Source organism: Coprococcus sp. AF16-22 (assembly GCF_003461545.1).
Classification (GTDB): Bacteria; Bacillota; Clostridia; order Lachnospirales; family Lachnospiraceae; genus Coprococcus; species Coprococcus aceti.
Genome location: NZ_QTXH01000011.1, coordinates 16,088 through 39,374, shown reverse-complemented (window position 1 = coordinate 39,374; position 23,287 = coordinate 16,088). Strand labels below are relative to the sequence as shown.

At 45.9% G+C, this 23,287-nt stretch carries 21 protein-coding genes, 1 tRNA gene and 1 riboswitch; all 22 genes read left to right on the top strand.

The genetic code is table 11. The annotated features are described in order from the left end of the window. Window positions 1-162 precede the first annotated feature (162 nt). The 22 genes from murB (at window position 163) to folE (ending at window position 23,274) form a co-directional block, all read left to right on the top strand. The gene (murB, locus tag DWW60_RS11275) at window positions 163-1,077 is read left to right on the top strand and encodes a UDP-N-acetylmuramate dehydrogenase (RefSeq protein WP_117875405.1); all 915 of its coding nucleotides are present in this window, start codon (window positions 163-165) and stop codon (window positions 1,075-1,077) included. Window positions 1,078-1,104: 27 nt separating this feature from the next. Then, entirely contained in the window at window positions 1,105-1,983 is an 879-nt protein-coding gene (gene rapZ, locus DWW60_RS11270) for an RNase adapter RapZ (protein WP_015533288.1), read from the top strand. Between the two features lie 32 nt (window positions 1,984-2,015). Continuing rightward, window positions 2,016-2,966 carry a DNA-binding protein WhiA gene (gene whiA, locus DWW60_RS11265; protein WP_015533287.1) on the top strand — a complete coding sequence of 317 codons (951 nt, stop codon included), beginning with the start codon at window positions 2,016-2,018 and terminating at the stop codon, window positions 2,964-2,966. 19 nt (window positions 2,967-2,985) lie between these two features. Then, window positions 2,986-3,246 (top strand): HPr family phosphocarrier protein, encoded by a 261-nt coding sequence (locus tag DWW60_RS11260; RefSeq protein WP_015533286.1) that lies wholly within the window; start codon window positions 2,986-2,988, stop codon window positions 3,244-3,246. 78 nt (window positions 3,247-3,324) lie between these two features. Continuing rightward, a complete protein-coding gene (locus DWW60_RS11255; RefSeq protein WP_015533285.1) occupies window positions 3,325-6,045 on the top strand; it encodes a tetratricopeptide repeat protein in 2,721 nt (906 codons plus the stop codon). A 92-nt stretch (window positions 6,046-6,137) separates the two neighbouring features. Then, window positions 6,138-6,629 carry a hypothetical protein gene (locus DWW60_RS11250; protein WP_015533284.1) on the top strand — a complete coding sequence of 164 codons (492 nt, stop codon included), beginning with the start codon at window positions 6,138-6,140 and terminating at the stop codon, window positions 6,627-6,629. A gap of 117 nt (window positions 6,630-6,746) precedes the next feature. Then, window positions 6,747-8,027 (top strand): DUF4143 domain-containing protein, encoded by a 1,281-nt coding sequence (locus DWW60_RS11245; RefSeq protein WP_022216601.1) that lies wholly within the window; start codon window positions 6,747-6,749, stop codon window positions 8,025-8,027. 29 nt (window positions 8,028-8,056) lie between these two features. Next, window positions 8,057-8,129, top strand: a tRNA-Thr gene (locus tag DWW60_RS11240). A gap of 74 nt (window positions 8,130-8,203) precedes the next feature. Continuing rightward, window positions 8,204-8,749, top strand: a complete 546-nt coding sequence (locus tag DWW60_RS11235) for a DUF5662 family protein (protein ID WP_015533282.1) — start codon at window positions 8,204-8,206, stop codon at window positions 8,747-8,749. A gap of 11 nt (window positions 8,750-8,760) precedes the next feature. Beyond that, on the top strand, window positions 8,761-12,345 hold the full coding sequence (locus DWW60_RS11230; RefSeq protein ID WP_117875404.1) for a DNA polymerase III subunit alpha: 3,585 nt from the start codon (window positions 8,761-8,763) through the stop codon (window positions 12,343-12,345). Window positions 12,346-12,371: 26 nt separating this feature from the next. Beyond that, on the top strand, window positions 12,372-13,178 hold the full coding sequence (locus DWW60_RS11225) for a TrmH family RNA methyltransferase (RefSeq protein WP_117875403.1): 807 nt from the start codon (window positions 12,372-12,374) through the stop codon (window positions 13,176-13,178). A gap of 82 nt (window positions 13,179-13,260) precedes the next feature. Then, window positions 13,261-13,893 carry a single-stranded DNA-binding protein gene (locus DWW60_RS11220; RefSeq protein WP_015533280.1) on the top strand — a complete coding sequence of 211 codons (633 nt, stop codon included), beginning with the start codon at window positions 13,261-13,263 and terminating at the stop codon, window positions 13,891-13,893. A 211-nt stretch (window positions 13,894-14,104) separates the two neighbouring features. After that, window positions 14,105-14,277, top strand: a riboswitch (Lysine riboswitch). Window positions 14,278-14,364: 87 nt separating this feature from the next. Next, the gene (dapA, locus tag DWW60_RS11215; RefSeq protein ID WP_117875402.1) at window positions 14,365-15,249 is read left to right on the top strand and encodes a 4-hydroxy-tetrahydrodipicolinate synthase; all 885 of its coding nucleotides are present in this window, start codon (window positions 14,365-14,367) and stop codon (window positions 15,247-15,249) included. A gap of 212 nt (window positions 15,250-15,461) precedes the next feature. After that, on the top strand, window positions 15,462-16,217 hold the full coding sequence (dapB, locus tag DWW60_RS11210; protein WP_022216597.1) for a 4-hydroxy-tetrahydrodipicolinate reductase: 756 nt from the start codon (window positions 15,462-15,464) through the stop codon (window positions 16,215-16,217). Window positions 16,218-16,225: 8 nt separating this feature from the next. Further along, the gene (locus DWW60_RS11205) at window positions 16,226-16,591 is read left to right on the top strand and encodes a DUF6145 family protein (RefSeq protein ID WP_015533275.1); all 366 of its coding nucleotides are present in this window, start codon (window positions 16,226-16,228) and stop codon (window positions 16,589-16,591) included. Between the two features lie 37 nt (window positions 16,592-16,628). Next, window positions 16,629-17,396 (top strand): type III pantothenate kinase, encoded by a 768-nt coding sequence (locus DWW60_RS11200; RefSeq protein WP_015533274.1) that lies wholly within the window; start codon window positions 16,629-16,631, stop codon window positions 17,394-17,396. Window positions 17,397-17,444: 48 nt separating this feature from the next. Next, the gene (dusB, locus tag DWW60_RS11195; protein ID WP_117875401.1) at window positions 17,445-18,413 is read left to right on the top strand and encodes a tRNA dihydrouridine synthase DusB; all 969 of its coding nucleotides are present in this window, start codon (window positions 17,445-17,447) and stop codon (window positions 18,411-18,413) included. A 310-nt stretch (window positions 18,414-18,723) separates the two neighbouring features. Beyond that, window positions 18,724-19,581 (top strand): 3D domain-containing protein, encoded by an 858-nt coding sequence (locus DWW60_RS11190; protein WP_015533272.1) that lies wholly within the window; start codon window positions 18,724-18,726, stop codon window positions 19,579-19,581. 225 nt (window positions 19,582-19,806) lie between these two features. Then, window positions 19,807-21,294, top strand: a complete 1,488-nt coding sequence (thrC, locus tag DWW60_RS11185) for a threonine synthase (RefSeq protein ID WP_055223684.1) — start codon at window positions 19,807-19,809, stop codon at window positions 21,292-21,294. Window positions 21,295-21,495: 201 nt separating this feature from the next. Further along, on the top strand, window positions 21,496-21,915 hold the full coding sequence (gene queD / locus DWW60_RS11180; protein WP_187115846.1) for a 6-carboxytetrahydropterin synthase QueD: 420 nt from the start codon (window positions 21,496-21,498) through the stop codon (window positions 21,913-21,915). Between the two features lie 95 nt (window positions 21,916-22,010). Then, complete coding sequence (gene queE, locus DWW60_RS11175) at window positions 22,011-22,679, top strand: putative 7-carboxy-7-deazaguanine synthase QueE (RefSeq protein ID WP_117875416.1); 669 nt, start codon at window positions 22,011-22,013, stop codon at window positions 22,677-22,679. Between the two features lies 1 nt (window position 22,680). Continuing rightward, window positions 22,681-23,274, top strand: coding sequence for a GTP cyclohydrolase I FolE (folE, locus tag DWW60_RS11170; protein ID WP_117548574.1), 594 nt, complete (start codon window positions 22,681-22,683; stop codon window positions 23,272-23,274). Window positions 23,275-23,287: the final 13 nt, after the last annotated feature.

Here is a 23,287-nt window from a genome sequence, read left to right as displayed (position 1 = left end):
TTTAATGGTGATGAATAGTGCCGTAAAATCCAATATATTAAAGACTTTTATTGTGTATGTTAAGAAAAAAGCAGTCCTCTTTGACAGAGGGTGCTTTTACTTTTGTTTTAAAATACATGCACATGTGAATAAAATATAGAAGACAGATTGTATGAGGTTGACATGTCAGATTTAGATATATTGAACAGTATTCGAGAGATAACCGGAGAGAAGAATGCAAGCGCAGATGAGGTGATGAGCGCACACACTACCTTCAGGGTGGGCGGTCCTGCCGACTATTTTGCGAGTCCTTCTGATGCAGATCAGGTTGCGGGGCTTATAGAACTTTGTCGGAAATGTGAGATACCGTATTTTGTCCTTGGTAATGGCAGTAATCTGCTTGTGTCGGATGTTGGCTACAGGGGCATGATAATCAATATAATGGACAATATGAATGGGATAACAGTTGACGGTGATGTGATAACAGCCCAGGCCGGGGCAAAGCTGGTGAGAGTCAGCAGACTGGCAAGGGATAATTCGCTGACCGGTCTTGAGTTTGCTTCCGGGATTCCCGGTACTATAGGCGGTGCGGTGTATATGAATGCGGGAGCTTATGGTGGTGAGATGAAGGACGTTGTCACCAGTGTCAAGGTGATGGATGCCGATGGACATATATATGATATGTCGTCGGATGAACTGGATTTTTCGTACAGACACAGTGCTGTGGAGGCTGAGGGGCTCATAGTTCTTGAGGTTACCATGAAGCTGGCAGCAGGTGTGCAGCAGGATATAGATGACAGAATGAAGGAATTGTCGGATTCCAGAAGAACAAAGCAGCCGCTTGAGTATCCGTCGGCGGGCTCTACATTCAAGAGACCTGAGGGATATTTTGCGGGTAAACTTATAATGGATGCAGGACTCAGGGGATATTCTGTGGGAGGAGCACAGGTGTCCGAGAAGCACTGCGGATTTGTTGTGAACAGGGGCGGTGCAACCGCTGCTGATGTGACAGGTCTGATCCGTGATGTACAGAAGAAGGTTATGGATCAGTTTGGCGTGATGCTGGAGCCTGAGGTGAAGATGCTTGGCGATTTCTAGCATTTAGTGAGACAGGGAGAACAGAGCATGAGATTTGTTATTGTGACAGGAATGAGTGGAGCAGGAAAGGCAACGGCGCTTAAGACGCTTGAGGATGCCGGATTTTTCTGTGTTGATAATCTGCCTATCCAGCTTATAAAAAGATTTGCCGAGATCGCTTATGATGAGCAGATCCAGGTGGATGATGTTGCTATCAGTGTTGATATCAGAAGTGGAAGGGCTTTGTCACAGCTCAATTCGTGCCTGGCGGATATCAGAAGAGAGGGCATGAATTATGAGATCCTGTTCATTGAGTGTTCCAATGCAACTCTGGTAAAGCGTTATAAAGAGACTAGAAGAAACCATCCTCTTTCGGTCAAGGGTGGGCGAATAATAGATGGAATAAACAAGGAGCGTGAGCTTATTGGCTTCCTCAAGGAGGAGGCTGATTATATAATCGATACTACCAACCTCCTTGTGAGAGAGTTTAAGGCGGAGCTTGACAAGATATTTGTGCAGAATGAGGAGTATTCGAATTTCATAATTACGGTCATGTCATTTGGCTTTAAGTATGGAATACCGAGGGATTCTGATATAGTTCAGGATGTGAGATTTCTGCCTAATCCGTACTATGACCTTGAACTCAGGGAGAAAACGGGAAACGACAAAGAGATACAGGACTATGTTATGAACTGCAAGGAGGGCCCTGAGTATCTGGAAAAGTTTATAGATCTGATAACATTTTTGATACCGAATTATATCAAGGAAGGCAAAAATCAGTTGGTCATTTCCATCGGCTGCACAGGCGGAAAACACAGATCCGTCACGATAGCCAATGCTGTCTATGCCCGTTTGCAGAAGTCAAAGTATACAGTGAGGATAGTTCACAGGGATATTTTGAAGGATTCAATAGTCAAGAAGTTGTAGCATGTAATAACAGATAGTATAGCAGGTGGAATATGTCATTTTCTTCAGACGTTAAGATGGAGCTGGCAGGGAATGTCCCGGGAGCGAGGCATTGTCAGATAGCTGAGCTGGCTGCGATGATCTCAATGGTGGCATATGTGAGATATTGGGCTGGCAGACCGGCCGGGCTGGTGATAGTTACAGAGAGAAGTGTTATCGCAAAGGAGATAGCTTCCCTGATAAAGAGGCTGTTCAGATATATTCCGGACTCAAGTGTAAGAAGGACCGGAGCTGACAGCAGAGTATACAGGATGGAGATCAATTCTCCAGAGATTGTCAATACGATACTGATGACCTTGAAGATAGAAAACGAACATGAGTGTGAAGGACTGATACAGTGTCAGCTCATGAAGGTCAGCAGGATGGATGTTCAGCAGGATTGCTGCAGAAGAGCATATATAAAAGGAGTGTTCATGACCTCGGGATCAATCAGTGATCCGAACAAGGGCTACCACATGGAGGTGGTGTGCGAGAACGAGGGAAGGGCACAGTTCATACAGGAGATAATAAACGGATTTGGTGTGGAAGCCCGCATAATACAGCGGAAGAAATACTACGTCGTCTATCTGAAGGATGGAGAGATGATAGTTGATATGCTGGGAATAATGGGGGCACACATATCCCTGATGAATATGGAGAACATAAGGATCAGGAAGGATATCCGTAACAATATCAACCGCAGGGTCAACTGTGAGGCCGCAAACCTCAACAAGACCGTGAGCGCTGCCGTAAAGCAGATGAATGACATCAATTACATAATAGAGACAAAGGGCATAGGATATCTGCCCGATAACCTTCAGGAGCTGGCGCTTGCCAGACTGGAGAATGAGGATGCTTCCCTTAAGGAGCTTGGTGAGATGATGACGCCGCCGATCGGTAAGTCGGGGGTTAATCATAGATTAAGAAAAATAAGTGAAATCGCAGAAGAAATGCGGGGCTGTTGATGAGCCCAAGGAGGATGTAATGATCGAAAAGACAGTTGTTGTATCAATGATGGGAGAGGCAGAGGAAAGACCTGTTGCAGTTCTTGTACAGATTGCAAGTCAGTATGACAGCAAGGTTCACCTTGTTACCGGAGATAAGAGAATCAATGCTAAGAGCATTATGGGTATGATGAGCATGAACTTCGAGAATGGCAGTGAGCTCACTATAGTTGCAGACGGTGCTGACGAAGAGGCAGCAGTCAATGCACTTTCAGAATATCTGACAAAAAACAATAAGTAATTTGGATGATTTATTGCACCTCGGATGTGTATGTGGTAAAATAAATTTATCAATGGACATTTGTCGGAGGAACAGGATATGGGATTTTTTGACGGATTATTAAAGAAGATACCATTCGTATCCAGATTTTCCAAAAAGAAGGAACCGGTCAACAATGTGGAGCTCCAGTTCAACAAGGCCATGAACCTTATGGACAACGGAGATGCTGAGGAATCAGTAAACATACTTGAACAGGTTGCAGACATAGGAATAATGGATGCGCAGTATAAGTCATATGGGGATGATGCTCTTCTTGCACTTGCAGAGTTTTATGAGAAGGGAAAGTACCGCAACGCAGTTGTGGATGTGGATCTGAATAAAGCTACCAAGTATTACGAGAAGTATGTGAATCAGAACCATGACGGCGATGTTATATTCAAGCTTGCCAAGATGCTTCTGGAGGTTCAGAACTTCTCAAAGGCAATCAAGTATTATGAGCTTGCAGCCACAGATTACGGTATAAAGGCAGCGTATATGAGCCTCGGTTCAATATACGAGAGCGGACTTAACAGAGTGGATGAGTACGGCAACAAGAGTGATTATGTTGTGCCTATCGATCTGGACAAGGCCATGATGTGGTACAAGAAGCTTGCTGATACCGGTGATGCCAAGGCAAAGGCTTCATACGAGAGAGTTGAGTACATGAGTACCCATGGTGACAGCCTTGAGTTCGAGGAGAAGGACAAGCTGTACACGGATATAGCAGAGGCCAGAAAGGCAAAGGGAAAGGAGCCGCGTTACAAGGTTATCGAGGCTTCAAGACTTCAGTATCAGTACACATATGTACATGATCAGGTTGAGGGATTCATACACAAGCTTCCAAAGGGCTGGGTGAAGACGATCAACGAGTCGACAGGCGAGGAGTATTACGCACCAAGTCTTACATATAAGGATTTTGCAATGTATGTATATTATGACAGTGTGCCAAAGGATTCAAAGATGACTCTTGAGAACTACCTGAGATACTGTAACGATGCGTTTGACGAAGAGCTGCAGCTCAAGGCGTATGTCACAGAGTATGCAGATGGAATATGTACGACTTACTATCACAAGGACATGGAGAAGGGAATCGTGTCATTTGCCTTCTATCATGGACGTAGACTGGCATGTATGAGATTCGTATGTGCTACTATGGAGATCATAGAGCAGTACGAGGAGATCATATTTGAGACAGCCAACTCATTTGCGTTTGTAGATCCTACACTGGCCAGTGACCACAGTGCCAACAGAAAGGATATGCAGTATTATAACGAGGCTATATACTGCTACTACCTTGAGGATTATGAGGGTGCCATGAGAGCCGCAAAGCAGGCTCTTAAGCTTGGAAGCATAAAGGCAAGTTACCTTCTGATAGAGCTGTACTACGATGAGGACAGCCCGTACAGGGATGTTGAGAAGACTATAAGCTATGCAAAGCAGTTGTTTGAGGCGACTAAGGATCCTGAGCTTGCATTCCTTCTTGGAATCGTATACGACCAGCAGCTCAAGGATTATGTGAAGGCAGTTAACTGGTATGAGAATGCAGAGCGTCTTGGACACAAGAGAGTTGCATTCTATCTTGGAAGAATATATTATTACGGTCTGCTCAGAACGAAGAGAGACGGAGGCAAGGCACTGTCTTACTTCAAGAAGGCCAGAGAGAACGGTATTCAGGAGGCTGAGGGCTATATCAAGGATCTTGAGGATCTCAAGGGAGAGGACCTTCAGACAGCCGTTGAGAAGTGGGAGCGTGCAGTGGAGGCCGGAAGCGAGTCAGCGGCTATCAAGATAGCCATGATGAAGCAGAGACAGATCTTCTACATTGCAACACCATATGAGATTGAGAAGGCTTATCTTGAGGCACTTGGTCTTGGAAGCGCCCGTGCCGGATATGAGCTCGGAAGAATCTATCAGGTACAGGAGAAGCAGGATAACTACAGGGGCGAAATCAAGAGTATCAAGTATTTCGAGAAGGCGTTCAATGCGAACTTCGATGACTGGGATAAGGAGAACCTGTTCAAGGTCATCAATTACAAGGTTGAGAAGGGCCTGGCAAACGACGAGGCCATCAAGTTGTACATAGAGAATGCAAGTATGGGATATGTTCCGGCTATAGAGAAACTTATCGGACTTGTGCCTACAACTACCCAGCAGATATGGAGCCTGTATGACGCTCTTATCGATCTTGCTGAGACCGGTGATGAGTCAGCGATAGTTGCCATGAACAAGCTGGAGATGAACTATGTAGACCTCATACTCAGAGAGCCGGCCAAGGGACAGAAGGTTGTGGAGAACAAGTTCTTCAGACTCTGTGTTCCAAAGGAGTGTAACTCAGTCATCAACGATGACGGCGGTACTATCAAGATGGCTGATTCAGTCGTTGAGTTTGCAGTTGCCGAGATGCCTGTCAATGCTACGGCAGAGCAGGATTACCTGAAGATCTACAAGCTGATAGTTTCAGAGTATCTGCCTGATGAGAATGCGGATGTGATCATTGCAAACTCAAGAATGATCGGATCTGCAATAAGGGCTTCAAAGGATAACGTACATACATTCAGCATCCTTCTGATAAGCTCCAAGAACCAGTACATATTCAAACTGAGTTCCAAGGACAGACGTCAGATGATGCAGTTCAAGGATGTCGTAGTTGCAATAGCCAAGTCTCTTGTTGAGACAGGTGAGATCTACAAGGCGACAGAGGAGGGCAAGAAGAACATCGGTCTTGCATTCCTGCTGAAGGCTAATGAGAGTGGATTCCTGTCGATCGGCAAGGGAGAGTAATACAACAGGATATCAATTAGATCAGAATGATCCCGGAGGACATATCTCCTCCGGGTTTTTTACCCCATAGGGATAGAGAAAGGGAGCATATTATGCCGGGACTTAACAAGAGAGAGCTCACGAGCAAGCCTTTGAGAATGGATTCCAGAATGGCGAGGGATTTGGAGAGATTATCTGATTATACCGGTTATTCTCAGAATGAGATCATTCTCATGTCCATAAAGAAATATCTCTTTGAAAATCGTGGGTATTTCCTGCGGGATATGGTTGAGGAGAAATGCCTTTTGCGCATTGAGAAGGAAGTAAGGATCATGCGTGGAGAGACCCATCTGAAGTATGGAGACATGACGGTGGATGTGGTGAAGTCAGAGAATGCAAATGGTAATATCAACTTATATGTAGCGACTATAAGACTTCGTAATAAGCTTGGAGAGATATTCTATGAGGATGTACAGGAGCTGGATATGTCGGGAAAAGACTGGGAATATTATAAGGAGTTCCTGTATGAGGTTGTGATGAAGTATATGGATATCGATGAACCAGCACTTAAGACGTATTTCAGGGAAAAATTCCTGTATGAATAGTATAAAGTGATAAAAAATCAGAGAGTGCAATGATATGGGTTTAACTATTTACATTGCAAATTTTTAGTGGTATCCTATAATAGATTTGGAAAAAGTGGTCGAATCGAGGTGAGATGCTTGTTTAGAAATGTTATGAATGACCTTGCAACATGGTATGAGACCGGAGCGGATAAGATTGCAGTTGTCCGTGGTGGCAAGTTTGTTGGCAAGACATGGGCTGTGGCTGATTTTGCCATGGGATTTTTTGAGGATCATATAATAATAGATATGGACAAGTATCCGGACTTTGCCGCATATGCAGCAAAGGAGAGGAGACCGGAGAAGCTTCATGCCAAGCTTACAACGTCGCTTGACAAGTATGATTTCAAGGATAAGCTTCTTATATTTGACAATGCGCAGAACTGTGTGGGACTGCTCGGCAACCTTGTTGAGTACAGCAGATACAATACTGACTGCAGGATCTGTGTCATTGCGACATCCTGTGGACCAATCCCGGGAGAGGAAGAGTGCCAGGATGACATATGCGTATATGAGATGATGCCTATGAACTTTGAGGAATTCCTGAAAGCGGGAAAGGGCAGAAAGCTCTGTGCATTTATAGAGAACCAGAAGATCACACCGATGCCGGATGAGGTCAGGGACAGCGTCCAGACAATGCTTGAGACTTTCTTCGTGACCGGAGGAATGCCGGAGGCGGTGGATGAATATTATAAGACAGGAGATCTCAGAAGAGTTGATGTGGTTTTGAAGTCTATACTTGACAGAACTACTGAATATCTGATAAACTCCACTCCGAAGAGATATCTTACCAAGGTCATGGCGATATGGAACAGTATTCCGGTTCAGCTTACCAAGGAGAACAAGAAGTTCATGTATGGATACGTTGATCCGAAGGCCCGTGCCAGGGAGTACGAGGCGTCAGTTGATCAGATCGTCAGGATGGGCGTTGTGCGTCAGGTGTACAGAGTCAGGAATGGAGTGCTTCCTCTGGCAAACCAGAAGGATGACAAGTCATTTGAGCTGTATCATCTTGATCATGGCCTGCTCAGGGTCATGGCTGGTATTCTGGTTCAGGATATTGACACAGATAATGTTCTTGATATGATGGATGGAGTTATAGCAGAGCAGTACGCTCTTGCAGAGCTGTATGTGAACAGGAGTATCGGTGATCTGTATTTCTGGATCTCATCGGCCACAGCGAAGGTTGATTTCGTGTATGAGGGCGATGGAGAGGTCATTCCAGTGGATGTTCAGACAAGTCCGCACACCAAGGCTCAGAGCTCCAGAGTATTCAAACAGAGATATGACAATCAGACTTCAGTGAGGATATCTACAGATGACATGTTTGTCGATAAAGGATTGGTAAATATACCGCTATATGGTATCTGGTGTTTCTAACCGATAGCGTATGGTAGTAATTTATAGATGCCGAAATAGCTCAGTTGGTAGAGCAACGCATTCGTAATGCGTGGGTCGAGGGTTCGAGTCCCTTTTTCGGCTTCAATATTGAGGAAGGCTGCCTGCAAAAGTTTTTGCGGCAGCCTTTTGTACTCAGTGGGAAAGGACGGGATGATATGGATGCTCCAAAATGGTACAGACATTTGAAAACCATAAACAGACATAAGAGAATGGTCATGCATAACTGCTTTAAGTGCGGATTATACTGGCAGGGGCTTGTGCACGATCTGTCAAAGTATTCGTGGACTGAGTTCTCAGTCGGGGCAAAGTATTATCAGGGAACAAGAAGCCCGAATGATGCGGAGCGCGAGAGCAAGGGGTATTCAAGCGCATGGCTGCACCACAAGGGAAGAAACAAGCACCATCTGGAATACTGGGTAGACTACAGTGTTGACAGGAACTGTGTGGAGCTGGTGGGAATGCGCATGCCGGAGAAGTACGTTGTGGAGATGTTCTGCGACAGGGTGGCTGCCAGCAAGAATTATAATGGTGATAAGTATACGGATTCATTTCCGCTTGAGTATTATCTGAGGGGCAGATCCAGACATCATCTGCACCCTGAATCGGCGGATCTGCTGGAGGACATGCTAACGACTCTGGCTGAGAAGGGCGAAGATTATACATTTGACTATATAAGGCGGGAGATACTGCATAACAAATAAGGAGGAGACATATGGAGTTTACACATCTGCATGTGCATACAGGCTACAGTCTGCTGGACGGTGCGGCGAAGATAGACGGACTTGTGCGCAGGGCAAAGGAACTGGGATATGATTCCCTCGCAATAACGGATCACGGCGTCATGTACGGTGTTATAGAGTTCTATGAGACTTGTCTCAGAGAGGGGATAAAACCTATTCTCGGATGTGAGGTGTATGTCAGTCCGGGATCACGATTTGACAGGGAAGTTGGAAAGGGTGATGACAGATATTATCACCTCGTCCTTCTGGCGGAGAATGATCTGGGATATCACAATCTGTCCAAGATCGTGACCAGAGGATTTACCGAGGGCTTTTACTATAAGCCGAGGGTCGATATGGAGGTGCTGGAGAAGTACCATGAGGGAATTATAGCGCTCAGCGCCTGTCTTGCCGGTGAGGTTGCGACAAAGCTCAGAAAGGGCGACTATGACGGTGCGAAGGAGACTGCGATAAGATACAGGAATATATTTGGCGAGGAAAACTATTTTCTGGAGATGCAGGATCACGGAATACCTGAGCAGGCAACTGTGAATGCGGGGATCATGCGTCTGTCAAAGGAACTGGGTATCCCTATGGTCGTGACAAATGATTCGCACTACATCTATGCCGAGGACTGGGAGGCACATGATGTTCTCCTGTGTATACAGACTAACCACAAGGTTCAGGACGAGAACAGAATGCGCTATGATGGAGGTCAGTTCTACCTCAAATCAAAGGAGGAGATGGATGAGCTGTTCCCATATGCCCTGGAGGCTCTGGAGAATACACATAAGATCGCAGAGCGGTGTAATGTGAATATCGTATTTGGCGAGCAGAAGGTTCCGAGATTCGATGTGCCGGAGGGATATACCGCGGAGGAATATCTGGATCATCTGGTATATGAGGGTATGGAGAAAAAGTACGGACTTACATATGAGGAGTCCGGTAAGATGGCCGAGGGAACCCACGGCTACGAGGTCAGACAGAGAATAGATTATGAGCTGTCTGTCATAAAGAGCATGGGATTTGTGGATTATTTCCTGATAGTGTGGGATTTCATTCATTTTGCAAAATCGCAGGGAATCGCAGTTGGACCTGGAAGAGGTTCGGCGGTTGGCAGTGTGGTTGCTTACTGTCTGGACATAACGACAATTGAGCCTTTGCAGTACAACCTTCTCTTCGAGAGATTCCTGAACCCGGAGCGAGTATCCATGCCGGATATTGATATAGATTTCTGTTATATCAGACGTCAGGAGGTTATCGACTACTGTGTAAGGAAATATGGCGAGGAGTGCGTGACACAGATAATAGCATATCAGACCATGGGCGCAAGAAACGTCATAAGAGACGTTGGAAGAGCCATGGATCTCCCGTATGCGGTGTGTGATTCCCTTGCAAAGGCAATACCTGCAGAGAAGGATATGACTATAGATATAGCACTCAAGACGAGCAAGGATTTCAGGGATATGTACGAGGGCTCGGACGAGATCAAGAAGCTTGTGGATATAGCCAGAAAGCTTGAGGGACTCCCTAGAAATGCAGGAATGCATGCGGCGGGAGTGGTTATAGGCCGTGAAGCCATAGAGGAGTACGCGCCTTTGTCAGTCGGAGCCGAGGGCGCGGTGGTAACCCAGTTTGAGAAAAACACGGTGGAGCATCTGGGAATGCTCAAGATGGACTTCCTGGGACTCCGTACGGCGACTGTTGTGCAGGATACAGTCAAGCTGGTCAAGCAGACAACAGGCAAGGATATAGACATAGACAATATAGATTACGATGATCCGAATATACTTGGACTCATGGGACAGGGAAAGACCGAGGGTATGTTCCAGCTCGAAAGTGAGGGCATGAGAAACTTCATGATGAAGCTGAAGCCGCAGAGTCTGGACGATGTAATTGCCGGTGTTGCTCTGTTTAGACCGGGTCCTATGCAGTTCATAGACGACTACATCAGGGGCAAGGAGAACCGTGAGCTGGTTCACTATGATACCCCTGAGCTTGAGGAGATACTTGAGCCGACTTACGGATGTATCATTTACCAGGAGCAGGTAATGCAGATCGTTATGAAGCTGGCGGGCTATACGCTGGGAAGAAGTGACCTTGTGCGCCGAGCCATGGCGAAGAAGAAGCCTGAGGAGATGGAGAAGGAGCGTCATAACTTTGTGTACGGCAACAAGGAGCTCAATGTTCCGGGATGTGTGGCAAATGGAATCTCGGAGACCGTGGCAAATAAGATATTTGACGAGATGATGAAGTTCGCGGAGTACGCATTTAACAAGTCCCACTCCGTGGCATATGCGGTACTTGCGGCGCAGACAGCGTACCTGAAGTATTACTATCCGGTGGAGTTCATGGCTGCGCTGATGTCATCGGTAATTGACAACAATGGCAAGGTTGCAAAGTATATAAGCGTGTGCAAGCAGATGGGTGTTGAGGTGCTCCCTCCGGATATAAATGAGGGAGTGGCAAAGTTCTCCATAAGCAACGGCAAGATAAGATACGGCCTCTCCGGTATCAAGAGTGTCGGAGGCGCTGTTGTCGACAGGATAGAGGCGGAGAGAACCAAGAATGGACCGTTTAAGGATCTCAGGAATTTCCTCACAAGGATGCCTTCAAAGGATACAAATAAGAAAACTGTGGAAGCTCTGATACTCAGCGGTGCATTTGATGATATGGGAGCAAACAGAAAGCAGATGATGATGGCTCTTCCGGCCATAGCGGAGGAAGCAGCAAGGGAGAGAAAGAGCAGGGAGTCCGGGCAGATGTCTCTGTTTGACCTGATGGGAGACGATTTTGTGCAGAGCAATCTTGTACCTTACCCTGATGTGGAGGAGTATTCGGATCAGGAGAAGCTGGCGCTTGAGAAGTCTGTGCTCGGAGTGTATATATCGGGACATCCGCTTGGCAAATATATCGAGCTTATGCAGAGAACATGCACGGCTCAGGCGACGGATTTCGTGGTGGACACCGAGGATGACGATGAGATGAGCCGTGATCAGGGTGACGGAGATGGACAGAAGCTTCAGGACAATGCAATGTATGTCATCGGCGGACTCATATCAAGGGTGACGGTGAAGCTCACCAAGAACAATCAGAATATGGCGTATGTGACGATAGAGGATCTGGTCGGACAGGTCGAGGTTATAGTATTCCCGAGGGATTTCGAGAAGTTCAGGGACAGACTTCTGGTGGATTCCAGAGTGTTTGTCAGGGGCAGGGCGAATCTCGGTGAGAAGGAAAACAAGCTCATATTGTCGGATATGATAAGCTTTGAGGAGGCAGAAGGTGGCAAGAGCTTTCAGTCGGGGAAGCCATGGAACAACAGACAGAAGCCTGTTCAGAGCAACAGCCAGCTCTGGGTATTGTTCGATGATGTGGACGAATACATGAAGAACGAGTCTGCATTTATGTCGATCCTTGAGGAGTACAAGGGCACATGTCCGGTGTACGTGCAGCTCAAGAAGTCCAGACAGGCGAAGAATATGGGCCGGGGATTCTGTGTGGATGAGAATTCCGGCGTGGTGTATGCGCTCCAGATGGAATACGGCAAAGACAGGGTATTGCTCAGAAAAGTGTGACAGAAATACCGCAAAAGGAGAAAAAAGTGGAAGTAATTACAGCAAACAGTAATCCGAGGATAAAGGAACTTAATAAGCTGAACAAGGATGCAAAGCTCAGAAAGGACAGAGACGTGTTCGTGGTCGAGGGGATACGCATGTTCAGGGAGCTTCCGCTTCAGAATGTTCAGGATGTGTATCTGTCGGAGAGTGCGCTTAAGGAATACAGGGATGAATTCAAGAGCATGGGTGTGCTTGATGGCAGGAATACCTGGATACTCAGCGACGGAGTGTTCGCAGGGGTGTCACAGACCAAGACTCCACAGGGGTGTATGGCTGTGGTGAAATGCATGCATTATCAGCTTGATTCCGTGCTCGGCAGGAATGACAGAGAGACATTTCTTGTGCTGGATACGCTCCAGGATCCCGGAAATATGGGAACTATATTCAGAAGCGCCGAGGCAGCAGGTGTGACCGCCGTGCTTATAGGAAAAGGTTCATGCGATCCGTACAATCCGAAGGTAGTCAGATCGACGATGGGTGCCATATTCAGGGTGCCATTTGTCATGTGCGATGACCTGCCCGGGACCGTGGAGGAGCTGAGACGGTCAGGCGTTGTGGTGTACGGAGCACATCTGGACGGCGACGATCTCTACGACATAGGATTCCCGGACAGGGTGGCGTTCCTCATAGGAAATGAGGGAAATGGCCTGACGGATGAGGTGGCGTGCAGAGCCGACAGACTTCTCAGGATTCCGATGGAGGGCAAAGTCGAATCGCTGAACGCTGCAATATCGGCGACTCTTTTGTCGTATGAGGTAATGAGACAGCGAAAGAGAGACCGACAAAACTAGATTAAACAAGACAGCATATTTTTGTACTGCGTGGCATAACTTTTAAAGTATGCAAAAGTTTGTTATAACGGAGGGAGAAAATATGACTGAAAAAACATTAAACAACAATCAGGTAGTGGTGGCAGGAGAGATAGCATCAGAGTTCGTGTTCAGCCACGAGATATTTGGCGAGGGCTTCTATATGGTGGATCTCATCGTCAGCAGACTCAGCGATGCTTACGATACTATTCCGCTCATGGTGTCTGACAGACTGTTCGATGTGAACGAATCCCACATAGGGGAGCGCATCATGGCAAAGGGACAGTTCAGGTCATACAACAAGCATGAGGAGACCAGAAACCGCCTTATACTGTCTGTGTTTGTGAGAGAGATCGAGACCATCGACGAGGATGATGCTGAGGAGGAGAACAGACCAAATCAGATCTATCTTGACGGTTACATATGTAAGGCACCTGTGTACAGGATGACGCCCCTTGGAAGGGAGATCGCGGATGTGCTGCTGGCGGTCAACAGAGCATACGGCAAGAGCGATTACATACCATGTATCTGCTGGGGCAGAAATGCGAGATTTGCCGGAAAACTCCAGGTAGGAGAGCATGTGGCCATCTGGGGAAGGATCCAGAGCAGGGAGTATCAGAAGCGTATCGACAATGACCAGGTGATCAGCAAGGTGGCATACGAGGTGTCTGTGAGCAAGATGGAATGTCTTGAATGATATTTCATAAGGAGGGGCCCACGTCAGTGGGAGGAATCCTTGTGAAGCACGCAGGCGCCGCGCAAAGCGCATAGGAATGCGCCTGCACAACATTTCATAAGGAGGGGCCCACGTCAGTGGGAGGAATCCTTGTGAAGCATGCAGTAAAATATATGGTTGACATGGTCTGGATGCGGTGATATAGTAGCACTATCTAAGATTAAACTGAATACAATATAGTAGAGGCGCGGGATTAATGATTAAGCAGGCTGATGCATGTGGATGCAGAAGATGCCTGACGAAAGGGAAGACCGCCGAAGTGATGGATATTCCACAGGATCTGTTGCTGGTTGTGCAGTTAAGAACTGTATGACTGTCATCTGAGGATGGAGAGCTACTTGTAAGAATGAGATGTTTTTATGGGTTGGCTTTTTGCCAGCCCATTTTTATGCTATATTGTATCGACTATTTATTTTTAAGGAGGACGACAATATGTCAATTTTTACCGGTTCAGCAGTTGCACTTGTAACACCATTTCTTGAAAATGGAGATGTGGATTATGATAAGCTCAAGGAGCTCGTGGAGTTTCATGTAGCACACAAGACGGATGCCATAGTTATCTGCGGAACAACAGGCGAGGCTTCAACACTGTCACACGAGGAGCATCTTGAGTGCGTGAAGAAGTGTGTAGAGTTCGCTGATCACAGAATAAAGGTAATAGCAGGAACAGGTTCAAACTGTACTGCAACAGCAATATATCTCTCAACAGAGGCAGAGAGCTACGGAGTGGACGGTCTGCTCGTGGTTACACCATATTACAACAAGGCTACACAGAAGGGCCTCATCGCACACTTCACAGCCGTTGCAAATTCAGTAAATGTGCCTATAATCCTTTACAATGTGCCATCACGTACAGGCTGCAATATCCAGCCGGAGACAGCAGTATATCTTGCACAGAATGTTGAGAACATTGTCGGTATCAAGGAAGCTTCAGGTAATATAAGCCAGGTCGTAAAGCTTGCAAGTCTTTCAAAGGGATGCATAGATATCTACTCAGGAAATGACGATCAGGTTGTACCTCTTCTCTCACTTGGCGGAAAGGGAGTTATCTCAGTAACAGCCAATATAATCCCTGAGGACGTACACGATATGGTTCAGAAATATCTTGACGGAGATGTTCAGGGAAGCCTTGATCTTCAGCTTAAGGCCATCGACCTCTGCAACGCACTGTTCTGCGAGGTCAATCCAATACCTGTCAAGAAGGCTGTAGAGCTTCTTGGTATGTGTGATGGAACAATGAGAATGCCGCTCACTGAGATGGAGCCACAGAACGTGGAGAAGCTCAAGAAGGCAATGGAAGAGTACGGAGTTCTCTAGGACTGTAATTATCATAGAAACAATACAGATGTCTGCGGTCTCAACTGGCTGCAGACATTTTTATTTGCCGAGGTGGATATAAACGTTGCACAATGGACAGCAAATGTGTAAAATGGAGTACATGTTGAAATATATGCGCATGTCAGCGTGCATAGACCACACAAAAGACGACAACAAATGACAAAGCTTATATATATGGAGGATAGACAGACATGGTAAAGATCATAATGCATGGTTGCAATGGAAAGATGGGACAGGTAATAACAGGTATCGTTGCAGGCGATCCTGATGCCGAGATCGTAGCGGGAATAGATGTTGTGGACAACAGGGATAACGGATATCCGGTATTTACAGATATAGATGCCTGCGATGTCGAGGCTGATGTCATCATAGATTTTGCAGCGGCTGTAGCTGTTGACAAGCTCCTCGATTACGGTGTGAGGACACAGACTCCTATAGTTCTCTGTACAACAGGTCTCTCAGATGAGCAGCTTGCAAAGGTAAAGGAGTGCAGTGCAAAGGTTGCCATACTCAAGTCAGCGAACATGTCACTGGGAATCAATACACTCATGAAGCTTCTGAAGGATGCTGCGAAGGTATTCTCACCAGCCGGATATGATATAGAGATAGTTGAGAAGCATCACAACCAGAAGGTGGATGCTCCATCCGGAACAGCTCTTGCTCTTGCTGATTCAATCAATGAGGCATGCAATGAGCAGTATGAGTATGTGTACGACAGAAGCCAGGTGAGAAAGAAGAGAGATAAGAAGGAGCTCGGAATCTCTGCTGTCAGAGGCGGCACTATAGTTGGAGAGCATGAGGTGATATTTGCAGGTATTGATGAGGTTATAGAGTTCAAGCACACTGCATATTCCAAGTCAGTATTTGCAAAGGGTGCTGTTGAGGCAGGAAAGTTCCTCAAGGGCAAGCCTGCAGGAATGTACGATATGGCGGACGTTATAGGATAGGAGCGGTTATGGAGATTTCAACTAGGACAGAGGATGGCGAGCTTGTTCTGTGCGCCAGCTCGATATATAATCAGAAGTTTTATCTGAACAAGGAATTTTCAAAGCTTCCTGATGAGATAAAGGACGAGCTTCACGCCATGTGTGGAGCGTTTACACAGGAGGTCGGAGGAATATTTATGTTGGTGTTTGACGACGCCGGCAATCTGAAGATACAGACGAGGGCACTTGAGGATGACCTGTTATTTGACGACATAGGATGCGGACTCAAGGTCAAGAAGCTGCAGAATGAAAAGAAGGAGCTGTTCCAGAGTCTGGAGCTGTTCTATAAGATATTTATACAGGGTGTTGACATTAACAGTCTTGTAAATGAATGATATAAAATAATTGGAAGATCAGGAAGGAAAAAAGGGCATGTTATTTGCTATTGATGCTGGAAATACAAATATTACGATAGGACTGTTTGACGGAGAACGCCTGGAGAAGACCTTCAGGATGACCACCGGGATATCGAGAACATCGGATGAGTACGGAGTATTTCTGTGCGACTGGCTCAGAATGAGACAGTTGTCAACTGATGTTATAGATGAAGTTATAATCGCTTCGGTTGTTCCGAAGATCATGCATTCACTGGTGAATGGCATAAAGAAATATTTTGGAATAACACCACTCATAGTTGAGCCGGGAATAAAGACGGGGATCAATATAGCGCTGCCAAACCCGAAGCAGCTTGGAGCTGACAGAATAGTTGACGCAGTTGCGGCTTATCACATGTATGGCGGACCGGTTCTCACGGTGGACTTTGGAACTGCCACAACGTACGACCTCATCAATGCCGATGGCGTGTTTGAGGCTGAGGTCACATCGCCGGGTATAAGGCTTATTGCAAATGCTCTGTGGACGGGAACAGCCAAGCTTCCTGAGATAGAGATAAAGGTGCCTGAGACGATACTGTGCAAGGACACGATATCCAGTATGCAGGCCGGTGTGTGCATGGGCTATATTGGCCAGACAGAGTATATAGTGAAGAGAATGCGCAAGGAGTCAGGATACGACAACATGAAAGTCGTGGCTACCGGCGGACTTGGAAAGATGATATATGAGAACACGGACTGCATAGATGTGTATGATCCGGATCTCACACTTCACGGACTCAGACTTATCATGGACAAGCAGAAATAAGTCGGATTTTGCAAAAAATATATTATTATAGAAGCAATGGAGAAATTTATGGATTTCAGAGATAAATTGATCCTGGCGCCGATGGCTGGTGTATGTGACCAGCCATTTCGTCTTTTATGCAAGGAACAGGGCTGTGATATCCTGTACAGCGAGATGGTGAGCGCCAAGGCAATATATTATAAAAATAAGAACACGAAGCCGCTTCTGGCTATGGATGAGCGGGAGAAGCCATTTGGGCTGCAGCTCTTTGGCTCTGATCCTGAGATCATGGCGGAGATGGCAAAGAGGATAGAGAGTAACGGTTATTCGTTCATAGATGTAAATATGGGCTGCCCTGTGCCGAAGGTGGTCAACAATGGAGAGGGATCTGCGCTGATGAAGGATCCGGTTCTCGTTGGAAGGATAGTCGAGGCCATGGCAAAAGCTATAAGCATACCGCTGACCATCAAGATAAGAAGCGGATTTGATTCAGAGCATATAAATGCGCCTGAGATAGCACATATAGCCCAGGAGAGCGGGGCTGCCGCTGTGGCGGTGCACGGAAGGACAAGGCAGCAGTATTATCAGGGACATGCGGACTGGAGCGTCATAGCCAGGGTGAAGGAGGCGTGCAGCATCCCGATCATTGGCAATGGCGATATAAACACTCCTCAGGACATCATAGACATGAGGGCGCAGACGAACTGTGACGGCTTTATGATAGGAAGAGGTGCGAGGGGCAACCCGTGGATATTCCACGATATGAAATACTACTACGAGCATGGCGAGCTGCCGGACAAGCCTGACATATATGAAGTGAAGGATATGATGCTGAGACATGCGAGACTCATGGTTGAGTTCAAGGGTGAGTACACAGGTATCCATGAGATGAGAAAGCACGTGGCATGGTACTCAGTCGGAATGTATGATTCGGCAAAGCTCAGGAGCAATGTGAACCAGGTTGAGACTTACGAGGAGCTTGAGGAACTGCTCTGTAGATGGGCTGACAGCGCACCTGAAAAAGTCATTGTGAGTTAACATAAAAACAAAAAAATGTAACAGAAAACAAAGAATTTATTAAAAACTCTAAAGTAAAAATATACAAGATGCTGATTTGTTTCAAAAATGTTACGGTACTAAAATGTGAAACATGCACAAAAATAGCATTTTAAAATGTTGCATGTTTACATTAACGGAATTAAAGATTTTATGCGGATTGTGCATGATTTACAAAAATAGCCACTTTGCTTGACCTTTCTTTTGACAGAGATTATAATAGCGTCATGAGTTAAATTTTAACGGTTTTGTAACAATTCTGAAACCGTAAAGAAATTAAGGAGAAAAGGTTATGCAAAAGTTTTCAGATTCATCACGTATGAAATCACAGAAACTAATGAAGACATCACTGAAAAGAAACGTAAAGAAGATTAGCATAGGAGCAGTACTCCTGGCAGTTGGATTTTCATCATACGCAGTTATCGCATCAGATGACAGCATGGTTTCATCCAAGGGCAAGGGAGTGTCGATCGCAGCAGCAGGTAATACATTATACGCAGACAACACAGCAGACTATGGAGAGGCAACATCATCAGTTGCACTGGCAGATGGTACTCTGTCAGATGTCAACAAGACTGGTTCAGTAGCCCTCTCAAGCAAGAAGACAGCTAAGAAGACTTCAGCCATAAGCGGTGGAGTTCAGGAGAGCACAACAGAGGCTCGTGCAACAGAGGCTGCACAGCAGGCAGCAGACACAACAAAGTCAGAGCCTACCACACAGATGAAGGTTAAGGATAAGGATAAGTCAGCAGCAGGACTTCCTGACGATCAGATATCAGTTGATCCATCAACAGAGAAGTCAACAGACGGACTTCCTGATGACAAGGTTATGTGGGTGAATGGTGAGACATCAGGTACATATCTCGGAACATTCTGGATTACGGCATATTGTCCATGCCCAATCTGCTGTGGAGAGTACAGCAACATGGATAACCCGACAACAGCTTCAGGTGCTCCTGCGGTTGAGGGTGTTACATGTGCAGCACCAAGCAACTTTGCATTTGGTACAGAGCTCATCGTGGATGGTCACACATACACAGTACAGGACAGAGGTGGAGCGATCAACGGTAATCACCTTGACATCTACTTCTCAAATCATCAGGCAGCTCTCAACTTCGCAACAGGCTACTATGATGTATATGTAAAGTAATAAAAATCAGAAATTATATACAGATATATTAAAGACCCGCCGTAAGGCGGGTTTTTAAATGCAGTGATATAAGTATTGGGAAAGTCGCACGAATGAGGAGGGCTATAGCTTGTTTTTTATAAAATGCTGTGTTATAATGCACACGATTATTTGTAAGAATACAGGTGATTCCTGAGTTTAGTACATAACGAAATGTTTAAATATATTTATTAAGGAGATTGGCAAATGGAACTTATCTACAGAAGCACAAGAAATGCAAATGAGACAGCAACAGCATCACAGGCTATACTTAAGGGACTTGCTAATGAGGGGGGCCTTTTTGTACCAGATTCTATACCAGCACTTGATGTGTCTCTGGAAGACCTTGCAAAGATGAACTATCAGCAGGTTGCATACGAGGTTATGAAGCTTATGTTCACAGACTTCACAGAGGCTGAGCTTAAGCATTGTATAGATTCAGCATATGATTCAAAGTTTGATACACCGGTTATAGCACCACTTGTGAATAAGGCAGGAGCATATTATCTTGAGCTTTTCCATGGATCAACAATAGCATTCAAGGATATGGCACTTTCAATCCTTCCATATCTTCTCACAACATCAGCAAAGAAGAATGGCGTAAAGAATGAGATTGTCATCCTCACAGCAACATCAGGTGATACAGGTAAGGCTGCCCTTGCAGGATTTGCAGATGTTCCTGGAACAAAGATAATCGTGTTCTATCCAAAGCACGGTGTAAGCCCTATTCAGGAGAAGCAGATGGTTACCCAGAAGGGAGATAATACATTTGTTGTAGGTATCACAGGAAACTTCGATGACGCTCAGACTGGCGTAAAGAAGATGTTCTCAGATGCAGAGCTTGCAAAGTACATGGATGAGAAGGGATATCAGTTTTCATCAGCAAACTCAATCAACATCGGACGTCTTGTCCCTCAGATGGTATACTATGTATACGCTTACACAAGACTTGTTGCAGACGGAACCATCAAGGCAGGCGACAAGATCAACGTGGACGTTCCAACAGGTAACTTTGGTAATATCCTTGCAGCATACTATGCCAAGGAGATGGGACTTCCAATCGCAAAGTTCATCTGCGCATCAAATGACAACAAGGTTCTGTTTGATTTCTTCCAGACAGGAACATACGATAGAAACAGAGAGTTCATACTCACAACATCACCATCGATGGATATCCTCATTTCAAGCAACCTTGAGAGACTGATATACAAGATCGCCGGAAATGATGCTGAGAAGAACTCGGAGCTTATGAAAGAACTCACAACAGATGGAGTGTACACCATCACAGACGATATGAAGGCAAAGCTTGCTGAGTTCTATGGTGGATATGCAACAGAGGCAGAGACCGCAGCTACCATCAAAAAGGTATATGAGTCAGATGATTATATCATCGATACACATACAGCAGTTGCAGCTACAGTATATGAAAAGTATGTGGCAGAGACAGGAGATAAGACACCTACAGTCATCGCGTCAACAGCAAGCCCATACAAGTTCACAAGAAGCGTTATGAACGCTATAGACCCTGAGTATGATTCCAAGACAGACTTTGAGCTTGTCGACGAGCTTGAGAAGCTCTCAGGTGTAAAGGTACCTCAGGCTATAGAGGATATCAGATCAGCAAAGGTTCTCCACGACACAGTATGTGACAAGGAGGATATGCTTGCAGAGGTTAAGGGATTCCTTAATATCTAAAGCATAGTAAGAGACATAAGTTGGTATATCTGATATGAAATAGTCAGATATAATATACGAATAAAGCATAAATACAATATTATAGATTGACAGTTCATTAGTACCATCCTGTCACTAAACAAAACTAGGACATAAGAAGATCAGAATGTCCTATTCTGGTCTTTTTTTGTGGTGAACAGTTGGATGCTTATAGGAGGAGTTATGTATAAGTTAAAGACAAAGGCAAGTTTTGACAGCGCCCATTTTTTGAAAGATTATGACGGTAAATGCAGCAATATCCACGGACACAGATGGACTGTGGAGATCGAGGTCGGTGCAGAGACTCTTGAGAGCGATACACAGAACAGAGGAATGGTGGTTGATTTCTCCAATCTGAAGAAGGATCTGAAGGAGATTGCGGATCACTTTGACCACAGCCTTATCATGGAAACGGGAAGCCTGAAGCCGGCGACGGAGGATGCGCTGCTGGCGGAAAATCTGAGGATCGTGAAGGTTGATTTCAGACCTACTGCTGAGAACTTTGCAAAGTATATATATGATGAGATGGCAGGCCGGGGCTACAAGGTCATAGAGGCAAGTGTGTATGAGACCCCGAACAATGTGGCATCTTATTGCGAGTAAACATATATGATATATCCCGGTGAGGAGCTGACTGAGATAAAAGCAGACAGATACGAGAGATGTGCACTATATACCGGGAGAAAGGAAATACAGACGTGAGTACGTACAGAGTTGTAGAGAGATTTATAAGTATCAACGGGGAGGCCGCGAGAGCCGGAGAGCTTGCCGTATTCATAAGATTTGCGGGCTGTAATCTTGATTGCGGTTACTGCGATACCAAGTGGGCAAATGAGGCAGGCGTTCCGTATGAGGAACTCACCGAGGATGAGATCATCGATTATGTCAGAAGGACAGAGGTGAAGAACGTCACCCTGACAGGTGGGGAGCCGCTGATACAGAAGGATATAGATAAGCTCCTCCTTGCATTTGAGCTGGAGGACGATATAAGGGTTGAGATCGAGACGAACGGAAGTGTGGATATAGCAGAGTTCAAGGCCCTTGGAGGGAATGTGTCATACACGCTGGATTACAAATGTCCGTCCAGCGGCATGGAGAATGACATGTGCCTTGCAAATTATAACTATATAGACAAGAATGATTCGGTGAAATTTGTGGTCGGTTCACAGGAAGATCTGGAGAAGTGTCTTGAGATAGTTCAGGAGTATGCGCTGGATGAGAAGACGAGAGTATTCATCAGTCCTGTGTATGGCAGCATAGATCCTGCGGATATAGTGGATTTTATGATCGAGAACGATATGAACGATGTAAAGCTTCAGTTACAGCTTCACAAGTTCATTTGGGATCCGGAAGAAAGAGGTGTATAAGATGGCGATAGATAAAGAGGCTATAAAGGAACACGTAAGAGGGATACTGATTGCACTTGGGGATGACCCGGACAGAGAGGGGCTTGTAGAGACTCCTGACAGGGTTGCACGCATGTATGAGGAAGTATTTGAGGGAATGAACTACACCAACGACGAGCTGGCCGAGATGTTCGGCAAGACATTTGCAGAGGACGGAGTGGCAAGGCAGGCAGGCGACATGGTGTTTGTCAAGGATATAGAGGTGTTCAGCTACTGTGAGCATCACATGGCACTTATGTACGACATGAAGGTATCAGTTGCATACATTCCAAATGGAAGAGTGCTGGGACTTTCCAAGATAGCGAGGATCGCGGATATGGTTGCAAAGAGACTTCAGCTTCAGGAGAGGATAGGCTCGGACATAGCCTACGTCATATCCAAGGCTGCTGGAACTGAGGACGTGGCGGTCATGATAGAGGCACATCACAGCTGCATGACGGCAAGGGGCATCAAGAAACCGGGAAGCAAGACCATGACGACCACTCTCAGGGGAAGATTTGAGAGCGACACAGCTCTGCAGAACAAGATGCTGATGATGTACAATGCGGGAAGATAGTTATCGGTACACT